This is a genomic window from Seongchinamella sediminis (assembly GCF_003457605.1).
GTDB classification, from domain to species: domain Bacteria; phylum Pseudomonadota; class Gammaproteobacteria; order Pseudomonadales; family Halieaceae; genus Halioglobus; species Halioglobus sediminis.
Genome location: NZ_QRAN01000004.1, coordinates 230,624 through 243,546 on the forward strand (window position 1 = coordinate 230,624; position 12,923 = coordinate 243,546).

The window sequence follows — 12,923 nt, forward strand, 5'->3', positions numbered from 1 at the left end:
GGCGGCGAATAACGCTGCCTGCTTCCGCCGCCCACAAAAAAGGCGAACCGAAGTTCGCCTGTTCTGCTGCTCAAGCTCCCTGCAGGGCCGCCCTACATATTCGGGTAATTCGGCCCGCCGAAGCCCTCCGGGGTTACCCAGACGATGTTTTGCGAGGGGTCCTTGATATCGCAGGTTTTGCAGTGCACGCAGTTCTGGCCGTTGATCTGGAAGCGCTTGCCATTCTCGTCTTCCACCACCTCATAGACGCCTGCCGGGCAGTAGCGCTGCGCTGGCTCGTCCCACCTGGGCAGGTTTACCGCAATCGGAATCTCGGGGTCCTTGAGGGTCAGGTGGCAGGGCTGGTCCTCTTCATGGTTGGTGTTGGAGAGGAATACCGATGACAGGCGGTCGAAGCTGATTTTGTTGTCCGGCTTGGGGTACTCGATCTGCTTGCTGTCGGCGGCGGGCTTCATTGCCGCGTAGTCGGGCTTGTCATCGTTGAGGGTGAAGGGCAGTTTGCCGCCGAAGATGTTCTGGTCCAGCCAGACCAGCGCCGAGCCGATCAGGAAACCGAACTTGTGCATGAAACCGGAGAAGTTACGGGTCGTGTACAGTTCCTGGTAGGCCCAGGAGGATTCGAACTTGCTGGCAAAGGAATCCAGGTCGGCCTTGCGTTCCTCGCCCTGGCCAAGCGCCTCCACCACGGCTTCCGCTGCCACCATGCCACTCTTCATCGCGGTGTGGTTACCCTTGATCTTCACCGAGTTCAGGGTGCCGGCGTCGCAGCCGATGATGAGGCCGCCGGGGAAGTGCATTTTCGGCAGGGAGTTGTAGCCGCCCTTGGTAATGGCGCGGGCCCCGTAGGTGATGCGGGTGGCGCCTTCGAGCAGCTTGCTCACGGTGGGGTGGTGTTTCCAGCGCTGGAACTCTTCGTAGGGGCTCAGGTGCGGGTTGGCATAATTGAGGTCGGTGATCAGGCCGAGATATACCTGGTTGTTCTCCGCGTGATAGAGGAAACCGCCGCCGGTGGCGCCGTTTTCGGACAGGGGCCAGCCCAGGCCGTGTTCGACAGTGCCTTCGTTGTGCCGGGCGGGGTCGATTTCCCAGATTTCCTTGATGCCGATGCCGTAGTGCTGGGGGTCCTTGCCGGCATCCAGCGCGAACTTCTCCATCAGCTGCTTGCCGAGGTGGCCGCGACAGCCCTCGGCAAAGAGGGTGTACTTGGCATGCAGTTCCATGCCCGGCATGTAGGAATCCTTGTGGCTGCCGTCCTCGGCGATGCCCATGTCGCCGGTGGCGATCCCCTTGACGCTGCCGTCTTCATTGAACAGCACTTCAGCGGCGGCAAAACCGGGGTAGACCTCCACCCCCAGGCCCTCGGCCTGTTCCGCCAGCCAGCGGCATACGTTGCCCATGGAGACAATGTAGTTGCCGTCATTGTGGGTGGGCTTGGGAATGAAAAAGTTTGGCAGGGTGACGGCCCCGGTGGCGCTGGTATAGAAGTAAAACTTGTCGCCTTTGACCGGGGTATTGAGCGGTGCGCCCAGTTCCTGCCAGTTGGGGAACAATTCGTTCAGCGCGCGGGGTTCCAGCACGGCACCGGACAGGATGTGGGCGCCGACCTCCGACCCTTTTTCCACCACGCACACGGTGATTTCCTGCTCTTTTTCCTCTGCCAGTTGCATGATGCGACAGGCGGCTGACAGGCCCGCGGGGCCTGCACCGACAATCACCACATCAAATTCCATCGATTCACGTTCCACTGCGGTGTCCTCTGCTGTTGTCCAGGGCTGGCGCCGGGTCTGGGCCCGATTACCTGCCTGGCTTGTGTGTCGCGGACCTCAATAAGCGCTGAAGCCCGCCCCCCAAAAAGCCGCAAGTATATAATTCTAATGGATAAAAGACCATCACAGGGATAAATGGTGGCTATCCTTGATCTGGCTCATTTGGACAACTTCACTGTCACGTGGGGCTATTGACCCCGGACAGCAATATGGGCAAGATACCTCGCCGAACTTACACGTACCGGGCGTTTGGTGTTCAGCCCGGCACCACAAACCCACCTTAAATGATCTATTGGAGAATCCATGAAGGTTCTTGTTGCCGTTAAGCGCGTCGTTGATTACAACGTCAAGGTCCGCGCCAAAGCCGATGGTAGTGATGTTGACCTGAATAATGTCAAGATGGCTATCAACCCCTTCTGTGAAATTGCTGTCGAGGAGGCTGTACGCCTCAAGGAAGCCGGTACTGCGACTGAAGTCGTCGCCGTTTCCATCGGTGACAAGGCCTGCCAGGAGCAAATCCGTACCGCGCTGGCGCTGGGCGCCGACCGCGGTATCCAGGTAGAGACCGAATGCGGTGTAGAGCCGCTGGTGGTGGCCAAACTGCTCAAGGGCGTCATCGAGAAGGAAGAGCCGCAGCTGGTTATCCTCGGCAAGCAATCTATCGACGGCGACAACAACCAGACTGGTCAGATGCTGGGCGCTCTGGCTGGCATGCCGCAGGGCACATTCGCCTCGGAAGTCGTCATCGACGGTGACAAGGTCAACGTGACTCGTGAGGTTGACGGCGGTCTGCAGACCGTGGCCCTGAACCTGCCTGCTATCGTCACCACCGACCTGCGCCTGAACGAGCCGCGCTACGCTTCCCTGCCGAATATCATGAAGGCCAAGAAGAAGCCCCTGGATGTGCTCACTCCCGGCGACCTGGGCGTTGAAGTCACTTCCCACCTGACCCAGGTCAGCGTCGAGCCGCCGGCCGAGCGTCAGGCCGGCATCAAGGTTGAAGATGTGGATCAGCTGGTCGACAAACTGAAAAACGAGGCGAAAGTAATCTCATGAGCACTCTGGTAATTGCAGAACACGACAATGGCTCCCTGAAGGGCGCCACCCTGAACGCGGTCACCGCTGCCCAGGCCATGGGTGCGGATATCGATATCCTGGTTGCGGGCGCCGGCTGTGATGGCGCTGCCCAGGCCGCAGCCGCTGTTGCCGGCGTCAGCAAGGTGCTGGTCGCCGACAATGCCGCCTACGAGCACCAGCTGGCGGAGAATGTCAGCCTGCTGGTCGCGGAAGTGGGTGCCGGCTATGACAACATCATTGCCCCGGCCACCGCCAACGCCAAGAACACCATGCCTCGCGTGGCGGCCCTGCTGGACGTTGCCCAGATTTCGGAAATTACTTCCGTTGAATCCGCCGATACCTTCAAGCGCCCCATCTACGCCGGTAACGTGATCGCCACCGTCAAGAGCGCCGATGCCAAGAAAGTCATCACCGTGCGCACCACGGCCTTCGACGCCGCTGCTGCTGAAGGCGGCTCGGCCACTGTCGAAGCCGTGGACGCGGTACACGATGCCGGCATCTCCAGCTTCGTCGGGGAAGAAGTGGCCGAATCCGATCGCCCGGAACTGACGGCCGCGCCGGTCGTGATCTCCGGTGGCCGTGGGATGCAGAACGGTGAGAACTTCAAGCTGCTGGAAGGCATTGCCGACAAGCTGGGCGCCGCCATTGGTGCCTCCCGTGCCGCGGTGGACGCAGGCTTCGTGCCCAACGACATGCAGGTCGGCCAGACCGGCAAGATCGTCGCCCCCGACCTGTACATCGCCGTGGGCATCTCCGGCGCGATCCAGCACCTGGCGGGCATGAAAGACTCCAAGGTGATTGTTGCCATCAACAAGGACGAGGATGCGCCGATCTTCCAGGTAGCGGATTACGGCCTGGTGGCAGACCTGTTCGACGCGCTGCCAGAGCTGGAAAGCAAGATCTAGGATCTCGCTGGCGCACTGCAAAAACCGGCCCTGCGGCCGGTTTTTTTATGCCCGGCTAATCCCGCCGCAGGCGGTCGGAGATCGCAATCGGGGTAGGGTAGTTCAGCACCACGATATAGGACGAGGCGAGCAGGGTGATAAGGGTGGCTGCCTGGATCAGCAGCGACGCTTCCTCGGAAATAAGCGCCGCGCCCGCCGCCACGTAGGCGATCAGCAGGGAAAACTCCGATGCCTGCCCCAGGCGGAAACCCAGGTCCCAGGCCAGGCTGCGTTTTTCACTGACGCCCTTGAGCAGCCAGCGATAGGTGGGGGGTTTAACCGCCAGCACCAGCACCGCCAGCACCAGCGCCGGCAGCCACACCTGTCCCAGCATGGACAGGTCGAAGCGGGCGCCGACGGCGAAGAAGAACAGAATCAGGAAAAAGTCGCGCAGGGGCTTCAGGTTGACCGCGATGTACTGCGATATGGGGCTGGTGGCAATGGTGATGCCGGCGATAAAGGCGCCGATTTCCTCTGACAGGCCGAGGGCCCTGGCGGCCTCGGCCAGGCCCAGGCACCAGCCCAGGGCCAGCAGGAAAATGTACTCGTGGAAGCGGTCAAAACGGGCGATCAGCGGCAGCAGTACAAAGCGCACGACGAGCAGGGCGGCCCCTGCCAGCAGCGGCAGGCCCAGCAGGGACAGGGCCAGGTCCCGGCCCATATTGCCATCGCCAGTGGATGCGCTGAACAACACCATGAGCACGATAATCGCCAGCAGGTCCTGCAGTAACAGCATGCCTATCATCAGTTCCCCGATGTGGCGGTGATGCAGCACGGTGGTGGGGAGTAACTTGATGCCGATGATGGTCGAGGAAAACATCATCGCCGCACCCACGATCAGCGCCTCCACATTGCTGTAACCGAACAGCCGGGTGACAGCGAAGCCCATGGCCAGGAACAGGGCAGAACTGGCGACTGCCACCACGGTGGATTTGCGCAGGGTGGACCACAGCGCCTGGGGCTGCATGTCCAGTCCCAGCAGGAACAGCAGGAAAATAATCCCGACATGGCCGATGTCTGCCAGTAACTTGGTGCCGCTGACCAGGGACAGCCCGTGGGGGCCGATAAAGGCGCCCAGGGCGATATAGGCGATGATCAGTGGCTGGCGGGTAGCCAGGGCCAGCGAGGCAAAGACCGCCGCACCGGTGAAGATGAGAAAGAATGAGAATGTGATGGATACATCCATTCAGGGGGCTCCCGTTGCTGTTGCTGCTAGCATGCCGTTGTGTACAGCAGCCACTGAATTCCCGGAGCGCCGGCCGTCGCCTGCGCGGGAATGGCGATAGTCGGGAGTGTAAACAACCCGTATGAGGATAGGAAATTTGCCAACACCGGGGCTGACTCCCGAGGTCTGGCAAGCGGGCCTGAGCGCTGCGCCTGAGACCCGAGTTCTGTGCCTCAGCTCTGTGCTTGCCCTGCGCCTGAACCCTGTGCCCGCCTTTGCCTAGGCCCTGCGCCGGAACAGGGGCTGGGGCTGGTTCACGGAAGCCTGGTAGTACTCGCTGAAATCGGCCAGGCTGTCCAGCGCGTCCTCGAGGTCCGACTCGTCGTCGAACTGGAAGGCGTCAAAGCCGCAGCGGGAGAGGTAGGTGAGCTGGTCGCGGATAAAGTGCCCGACGGCGCGCAATTCGCCCTTGTAACCCCGCTCCCGCAGTTCCCTGCCGTAGGAAAACCCGCGGCCATCGGTGAAGGTCGGGAAGTTGACCAGCACCAGCGGGATTTCCTCGATGTGCTCGAGCAGGGGGGCGAGGGTCTCGCCGGGCTCCAGCACGACTGCGCGATGGGCCCGATCCTGGCACTGTAGCCACTGTTCGAGATCCAGTACCTCGGGGCCGTGGTCCTCGACGATGGCGCCGTTCTTAATGAGCAGGGGCATAGACACGCTCCTTGAAAGGGTCGATGCCGACACGGCGATAGGTGTCGAGAAACGTTTCCTCGCCCTGGCGCAGTTCGACGAAAGTGGTCAGCAGTTTGTCCATGACATCCGGCATGTCATCCTGCTTGAAAGAGGGGCCGAGGATCTTGCCAATGGACGTGTCCTTGCCCTGACTGCCGCCGAGACTGACCTGGTAGAATTCCTGTCCTTTCTTGTCCACGCCGAGAATGCCGATGTGGCCGATGTGGTGGTGGCCGCAGGCATTCATGCACCCGCTGATGTTCAGTTCCAGCGGGCCGAGATCGTAGACGTAGTCCATGTCGTCAAAGCGGGCCTGGATAGCTTCCGCCACCGGAATCGACTTGGCGTTGGCCAGCGAGCAGTAGTCGCCACCCGGGCAGCAGATCACATCGGTCAGGTAGCCGATGTTGGCGGTGGCAAGTCCGGCCTGCTGCAGGCTTTGCCAGAGTTCGTACAGCCTGGACTGCTCGACATCGGCCAGCACCAGGTTCTGCTCGTGGGTGGTGCGGATTTCGCCGAAGGAATAGCGGTCCGCCAGGTCGGCGACCAGATCCAGCTGCCTGGCGGTAATGTCGCCGGGTGTATGGCCGGTTGCCTTCAGGGAGACGTTGACGATGCGGTAACCGGGAACGCGGTGCTCGACCGTATTGCGCTTTACCCAGTTGCTGAATATCGGGTCCTTGTCACAGTGCGCCTGCAGCGTGGTCCGGGCGGCGCTGGCATCCACGGCGGCATAGTCGGGTGCGGTAAAGAAGGAGCGGGCGCGCTCGACTTCTTCCGGGATGAGGGTGCTGGGGCCATTCTTGATCGGTTCCCATTCGTGTTCCACGGCTTCCCGGAACGCATCGCTGCCCATGGCCTTGACCAGGATCTTGATCCGCGCCTTGAACTTGTTGTCGCGGCGTCCGTGCTGGTTGTAAACCCGCAGTATGGCTTCCAGGTAGGTCAGCAGGTGCTCAGCCGGCAGGAACTCACAGATTTCAACACCAATGACGGGCGTGCGGCCCAGGCCGCCGCCGACAAGCACACGAAAGCCGGTCTCGCCGGCCGCGTTATGCACTAACTCCACGCCAATGTCGTGGGCGTGGATCGCGGCCCGATCCTGTTTGCTGCTGCATACCGCTATTTTGAATTTGCGTGGCAGGAAAGCGAATTCCGGGTGCAGCGTGGACCACTGGCGAATGATCTCGCACCAGGGGCGGGGATCCTCCAGTTCATCGGTGGCGACGCCGGCGAACTGGTCTGTGGTGGTATTGCGGATGCAGTTGCCGGAGGTCTGGATTGCGTGCATTTGCACCGTGGCCAGTTCAGCCAGTATATCGGGGACCTCCGCCAGCTGCGGCCAGTTGAACTGGATGTTCTGGCGCGTGCTGATGTGCACATAGCCTTTGTCGTAATCCCGCGACAGCTGGGCAATCTTGCGCAGCTGGCGGGTGTTTATCATGCCGTAGGGCACGGCAACCCTGAGCATCGGCGCGAGGCGCTGTATATACAGTCCATTTTGCAGGCGCAGCGGGAGGAACTGCTCTTCGCTGAGTTCACCGTCCAGATAGCGCCGGGTCTGGTCGCGGAACTGGGCCACCCGGTCATCGACTATTTTCTGGTCGTACTCGTCATAAACGTACATCGAAGGTTCCTGTGTTACTTTGGCCGGGTTCGGGCCGGCGTGGGGAGGCGGTACATTAGCAGAAACGCACAGCCTTAAATAGTCATATTATTCATATGGTTAGAACGATTAGTTAGGACGCGCCGGGGGCTTGGGATTCTACCCCGAGCTGCTATAATGGCGCCGCCCAAGACCGCCCGAGGAGCGAAACAATGAGCGAAAACAGTAACCACAAACACGCCGGTGACGGCGCTGCCGATGCGATTGCCGCTACCGCAGTGATTTCACTGCTGGTCCTGACCCTGTACATCTGGCTGTCAGGAATGCCTTCCTGAAGCCACTGGCGCGGGCCACTGGCTAGTTGCCCGCGCCACTGAGCACCAGCTGCACAATTACCACCATCAGGGCGATAAAGCCGAGGGTAAAAATAAGCCCGGCGGCAATGAATACGCCCGCCCGGCCCTGGTTGAAATCGCGCTCCCGGTTCTTGCTGCTTTGCACGCCCAGGCCAGCCGCGAACACACTTGCTATCACCTGCAGCGGGTTGAGGGACTTCTTCTTCCGGCCCTCGTTGTCGTCAGTCATTGTTGTTGCAACTCCTCAGTAATTGAGATTCGGGCGTAACCAGCGTTCCATCACGGCCACTGATTCTCCCTTACGCGCGGCCAGGTCTTCAAGCTGATCCTTGCCTACTTTGCCGATAGCGAAGTATTTGCTCTCCGGGTGTGCATAGTAAAAGCCGCTGACCGAAGAGGCCGGGCTCATGGCGTAGCTGTCTGACAGGGTGACCCCGGTGGCCGCGCTGGCATCGAGCAGGGCAAACAGAGTGGCCTTCTCGGTATGGTCCGGACAGGCGGGATAGCCGGGGGCCGGGCGGATGCCCTGGTAGCGCTCGCGGATCAGCGCCTCATTGTCCAGGGACTCGTCCGCGGCATAGCCCCACAACTGGGTGCGCACCAGTCTATGCATGTGTTCGGCGAAAGACTCGGCCAGGCGATCCGCCAGTGCCTTGAGCATGATGCTGCTGTAATCATCGTGTTCCGCGGCGTATTGCGCCGCCCGTTCGCTGACACCGTGACCGGTAGTGACGCAAAAACCGCCCACATAGTCCGCCACGCCGCTGTCGGCGGGAGCGACATAGTCGGCAAGGCTCAGGTTGGGCTTGTCATCGGCCTTGGCGGTCTGCTGGCGCAGGTGGTGCAGCACGGCCAGCGGTTCCGTGCGGGCCTCATCGCGGTACAGCTGTATATCGTCAGTGCCCTTGCGGGCGGCTGGCCAGAAGCCGACGACCGCGCGCGCGGTGAGCCACTTCTCGTCGACGATTCGCCTGAGCATGTCCCGGGCATCGCGGTAGAGCTCGGAGGCCTGGGCGCCAACCTTGTCGTCTTCCAGTATCGCCGGGTACTTGCCGGCCAGTTCCCAGGTAATGAAAAACGGTGTCCAGTCGATGGTGTCCACCAGCTCCTCGAGGGGAAAATCATCGAATACCCGGGTGCCGAGGAAACTGGGGCGGGGCGGTTGATAGTTCGCCCAGTCCAGCTGCAGGCGGTTGGCCACAGCATCGGCGTAGCTGAGAGGCTTGGCCCGGGGCTCACGATTGGCCATACGCTCCCTGACCTTGGCGTACTGCTGGCGACGTTCATCGATGAACGCGGCCTTGCTCTCGTTCATCAACTGGGTGGCCACGGATACGCTGCGGGACGCATCCGCCACGTAGGCGACGATATCGTTGCTGTAGTGCGGCTCTATTTTTACCGCAGTGTGGGCATTGGAGGTGGTTGCGCCACCGATCAACAGCGGGATCTGGAAGTCCTCGCGCTGCATCTCCGCCGCCACGTGCACCATTTCATCGAGGGAAGGGGTAATCAGGCCGGAGAGGCCGATGATATCCACCTGTTCCTCCCGGGCCACGCGCAGGATTTCGTCGCAGGCGACCATGACCCCTAGGTCGATAACTTCGAAGTTATTGCACTGCAGCACCACGCCGACGATGTTCTTGCCGATATCGTGGACGTCGCCCTTGACCGTGGCCATCAGAATCTTGCCGTTGCTGCTGGAGGCCTCGGTCTTTTCTTCCTCGATAAAAGGCTGCAGGTAGGCGACCGCCTGCTTCATCACCCGGGCGCTCTTGACCACCTGGGGCAGGAACATCTTGCCCTCGCCGAACAGGTCGCCGACCACGTTCATGCCGTCCATCAGCGGCCCTTCGATAACCTGTATCGGCCGCTCGAACTCTTGTCGCGCCTGTTCAGCATCCTCCAGGATAAAACTGTTAATACCCTTGACCAGGGCGTGCTCGAGCCGCTTGCTGACCTCCAGCTCGCGCCAGCTGAGGTCTTCCTGGCGCGCCGCCGCGCCGCCGCTGTCGCGATAGTTCTCGGCCATCTCCAGCAGCCGCTCGGTGCCATCGTCACGGCGATTGAGTACCACGTCCTCGACCGCGTCGCGCAGCGCGGCGGGCAATTCATCGTATACCGCCAGCTGGCCGGCGTTGACGATGCCCATGTCCATGCCCGCCTTGATCGCGTGGTAGAGGAATACCGAATGGATGGCTTCGCGCACCGCGTTGTTGCCGCGGAAGGAGAACGACACGTTGGACACGCCGCCGGACACCAGGGCCCCGGGCAGGGCCTGCTTGATGTAGCGGCTAGCCTCGATAAAGTCTACCGCGTAGTTGTTGTGTTCCTCGATGCCGGTGGCAATGGCAAAAATGTTGGGGTCGAAGATGATGTCGTTGGGATTGAAGCCGACAACATCCACCAGCAGGTTGTAGGAGCGCTTGCAGATGTCCTGGCGGCGCTGCAGGTTGTCGGCCTGGCCGTCCTCGTCGAAAGCCATCACCACCACGGCTGCGCCGTAGCGCAGGCACAGCCTGGCCTGCTCGATAAATTCCCACTCGCCGGCCTTGAGGCTGATGGAGTTCACCACCGGCTTGCCGGGAATGCACTTGAGTCCGGCCTCGATTATCTCCCACTTGGAAGAATCGACCATGATCGGCACGCGGGCGATGTCGGGCTCGGAGGCAACCAGGTTGAGGAAGGTGACCATGGCGCGCTCGGCATCGAGCATGCCTTCATCCATGTTCACATCGATGACCTGGGCGCCATCTTCAACCTGGGTGCGGGCCACGTCGAGCGCGGTTTCGTAGTCATCGTCGAGAACCAGGCGTTTGAACCTGGCCGATCCGGTGACGTTACAGCGCTCCCCGACGTTGACGAACAGGCTGTCGGCGGTGATGTTGAAGGCTTCCAGGCCACCGAGTCGGCAGGCGGGCGCCAGCGTAGGCAGTTTGCGCGGTTCCACACCCTCCACCGCATCGGCGATCGCGCGGATGTGGGCGGGGGAGGTACCGCAACAACCGCCGGCCAGGTTGAGAAAACCGCGACTGGCAAATTCGCGGAAATCATCGTGCATGATCTCCGGGGTTTCATCGAACTCACCGAAGGCGTTGGGCAGGCCGGCGTTGAGGTGCGCGCTGAAGTAGCAGTCGGCCACGTTGGCCAGCTCCTCCAGGAAGGGGCGGATTTCCTTGTAGCGGCGGCCGCAGTTGGAGCCGACGATGAGCGGCCGGGCGTGGGCGATGGCATTGTAAAAGGCCTCCGGGTTCTGCCCGGACAGCACCCGGCCACTGACATCGGGGAAGGTGACCGAAATCATCAACGGCAACTCGGTGCCGGCCTGTTCAAAGGCCTGTTGCACCGCGAAGATAGCCGCCTTGGCATTGAGGGTGTCGAATACCGTCTCGATCAGCAGCAGGTCCACCTGACCCTCAATCAGGGCCAGGGTCGATTCCAGGTAGGCTTCCCGCAGCTGGTCGAAGCTGACCCCGCGCGCGCCCGGGTCGTTGACGTCCGGGGATATCGACGCGGTTTTCGGCGTGGGGCCCAGCACGCCGGCAACAAAGCGCGGTTTGTCCGGATTAGTGGCGGTGACCGCGTCGGCGGCCTTGCGCGCCAGCCGCGCCGAAGCCAGGCTCAGTTCGTAGGCCAGCTCGCCCAGCTGGTAGTCGTCCTGGGCAATGGAGGTGGAGTTGAAACTGTTGGTCTCAATGATATCCGCGCCGGCGTCGAGGTAGGCCCGGTGGATATTCTCGATGACCTCGGGCCGGGTCAGGGACAGCAGGTCATTGTTGCCCTTGAGATCCACATGGTGGCTGGCAAATCGCTCGCCGCGATAATCAGATTCCGCCAGGGCTTCCTGCTGGATCATGGTGCCCATGGCACCGTCGATGACCAGAATACGCTGTTGCAGTGCCTGTTCGAGGGCTTTCGCTTGAGTGCTGCTCATGGTGGTCGCTATGCTGTGAAAGACGCGCATCCTAACAGAGCGACCAACCTATATCAAAATATTTTGATATAGGTTTCCGGTCGGCAGGCTTGAAAACTCGCGATCGCGCCCCCAATCTTTTAGAATACCTGACTAAATTACTCGGAAAGAACGTATTATGGTTACCATTACCGAATCCGCCCAGGACTACCTGGCGGAATTGCTCGCCAAACAGGACGATGCCCTGGGTGTCAGGGTCTTCATCAACCAGCCTGGTACACCCCGCGCCGAGACCTGTATCGCCTATTGTCGCGACGGCGACGTGAAAGAGGGCGATGAGGAGCACGAGTTCGACAAATTCACTGCCTGGTTTGAGGGCCGTTCCCTGCCATTCCTGGAGGACGCCCTGGTCGACTACTCCAAGGACCGCATGGGCGGGCAGCTCACCATCAAGGCGCCGAACGCGAAGATGCCCCGGGTGGACGAGAACAGCCCGCTGGAAGACCGTATCAACTACGTCCTCTACAACGAGGTCAACCCGGCCCTGGCCGCCCACGGCGGCGAGGTCAGCCTGGTGGAGCTCACCGAAGACAACTATGCGGTGCTGCGCTTTGGCGGTGGCTGCCAGGGCTGTTCCGCGGTGGATCAGACGCTCAAGGGCGGGGTCGAGAAAACCCTCATGGAGCAGGTGCCGCAACTCGCCGGCGTCCGCGACATGACCGACCATTCGGACCGTTCCCAGGCCTTCTATTAGACTTGATGCTGTTTACCTGAAAGGCGGGCTTTTGGCTGGCCTTTTCCTGTTTGCGACTTTGCACCCGGCCCGGCACTGGGGTTTACCTTGCTCCACGGCCACAAGCTCCGTTCCGTTTTCGGGCCGCTGCGGAACTCGCCAGGGGTTGCTGTACGCAACCCCTAGGCAGGCTCAGACAGTCCTCGCGGACAGCCCCCGAAAACTCCACTGCGCAAAAAGCGGTGGCCTGATTGTTCCGCAAGGTAAACCCCAGTGCCAGGCCTTGCTTCCTGCCACGCTTGCCCATCCCGGCCGATGACATAGCTTCACACTACAGAGGCCCTCGAAACAGGCCTGTCCTGATTATCCGAATTCGACTGGCCTTCCCTGTAGTTATCGCGGTGGTGAGGCCCGGTGTCGGGATATACCTTCCGGAACAATCAGGCCCCTGCTTTTTGCCCAGCCGGGTTTTTGGGGGCCTTCTGCGAGCACTGTCTGAGTCCCGATTTTTTGCGCAGCAAAAAATGGTCGAGTTGCGCAGCAGCCCAAAAACCCGGCGGAGCTTGGGGCCGTGGAGGAAGGTATATCCCGACGCCGGACCGGGTGCGAAGTGCCGAGCAAAAAAGGCGAGCCA

At 61.2% G+C, this 12,923-nt stretch carries 10 protein-coding genes; 4 read left to right on the forward strand and 6 right to left on the reverse strand.

Going from position 1 to position 12,923, the window contains the following annotated elements; all coding sequences use genetic code 11:
- Positions 1 to 92 precede the first annotated feature (92 nt).
- Complete coding sequence (locus DWB85_RS05705) at positions 93 to 1,745, reverse strand: electron transfer flavoprotein-ubiquinone oxidoreductase (protein WP_117953242.1); 1,653 nt, start codon at positions 1,743 to 1,745, stop codon at positions 93 to 95.
- A gap of 324 nt (positions 1,746 to 2,069) precedes the next feature.
- Between DWB85_RS05705 and DWB85_RS05710 the strand changes: the two genes are divergently transcribed.
- Both DWB85_RS05710 and DWB85_RS05715 read left to right on the forward strand, forming a co-directional pair.
- The gene (locus DWB85_RS05710) at positions 2,070 to 2,822 is read left to right on the forward strand and encodes an electron transfer flavoprotein subunit beta/FixA family protein (protein ID WP_117953243.1); all 753 of its coding nucleotides are present in this window, start codon (positions 2,070 to 2,072) and stop codon (positions 2,820 to 2,822) included.
- Positions 2,819 to 3,748 carry an electron transfer flavoprotein subunit alpha/FixB family protein gene (locus DWB85_RS05715; protein WP_117953244.1) on the forward strand — a complete coding sequence of 310 codons (930 nt, stop codon included), beginning with the start codon at positions 2,819 to 2,821 and terminating at the stop codon, positions 3,746 to 3,748. Before DWB85_RS05710 ends, DWB85_RS05715 begins: the two co-directional genes overlap by 4 nt.
- Before the next feature lie 55 nt (positions 3,749 to 3,803).
- On the opposite strand, the gene DWB85_RS05720 is transcribed toward DWB85_RS05715, so the two are convergent.
- The 3 genes from DWB85_RS05720 to DWB85_RS05730 all read right to left on the reverse strand — a co-directional run bounded on the left by DWB85_RS05720 (position 3,804) and on the right by DWB85_RS05730 (position 7,311).
- Positions 3,804 to 4,973, reverse strand: coding sequence for a cation:proton antiporter domain-containing protein (locus DWB85_RS05720; RefSeq protein ID WP_117953245.1), 1,170 nt, complete (start codon positions 4,971 to 4,973; stop codon positions 3,804 to 3,806).
- Between the two features lie 258 nt (positions 4,974 to 5,231).
- Positions 5,232 to 5,663, reverse strand: a complete 432-nt coding sequence (locus tag DWB85_RS05725; protein WP_117953246.1) for a DUF934 domain-containing protein — start codon at positions 5,661 to 5,663, stop codon at positions 5,232 to 5,234.
- Positions 5,647 to 7,311, reverse strand: coding sequence for a nitrite/sulfite reductase (locus tag DWB85_RS05730; RefSeq protein WP_117953247.1), 1,665 nt, complete (start codon positions 7,309 to 7,311; stop codon positions 5,647 to 5,649). The genes DWB85_RS05725 and DWB85_RS05730 overlap by 17 nt, the downstream gene beginning before the upstream one ends.
- Positions 7,312 to 7,502: 191 nt before the next feature.
- On the opposite strand from DWB85_RS05730, the gene DWB85_RS19635 reads away from it, so the two are divergent.
- A complete protein-coding gene (locus DWB85_RS19635) occupies positions 7,503 to 7,625 on the forward strand; it encodes a methionine synthase (RefSeq protein WP_205422666.1) in 123 nt (40 codons plus the stop codon).
- Between the two features lie 22 nt (positions 7,626 to 7,647).
- On the opposite strand, the gene DWB85_RS05735 is transcribed toward DWB85_RS19635, so the two are convergent.
- Entirely contained in the window at positions 7,648 to 7,875 is a 228-nt protein-coding gene (locus tag DWB85_RS05735; protein ID WP_117953248.1) for a DUF2970 domain-containing protein, read from the reverse strand.
- A gap of 15 nt (positions 7,876 to 7,890) precedes the next feature.
- Entirely contained in the window at positions 7,891 to 11,577 is a 3,687-nt protein-coding gene (metH, locus tag DWB85_RS05740) for a methionine synthase (protein WP_117953249.1), read from the reverse strand.
- Positions 11,578 to 11,734: 157 nt separating this feature from the next.
- On the opposite strand from metH, the gene nfuA reads away from it, so the two are divergent.
- Positions 11,735 to 12,310 (forward strand): Fe-S biogenesis protein NfuA, encoded by a 576-nt coding sequence (gene nfuA / locus DWB85_RS05745; RefSeq protein ID WP_117953250.1) that lies wholly within the window; start codon positions 11,735 to 11,737, stop codon positions 12,308 to 12,310.
- The last annotated feature ends 613 nt before the right edge of the window (positions 12,311 to 12,923 follow it).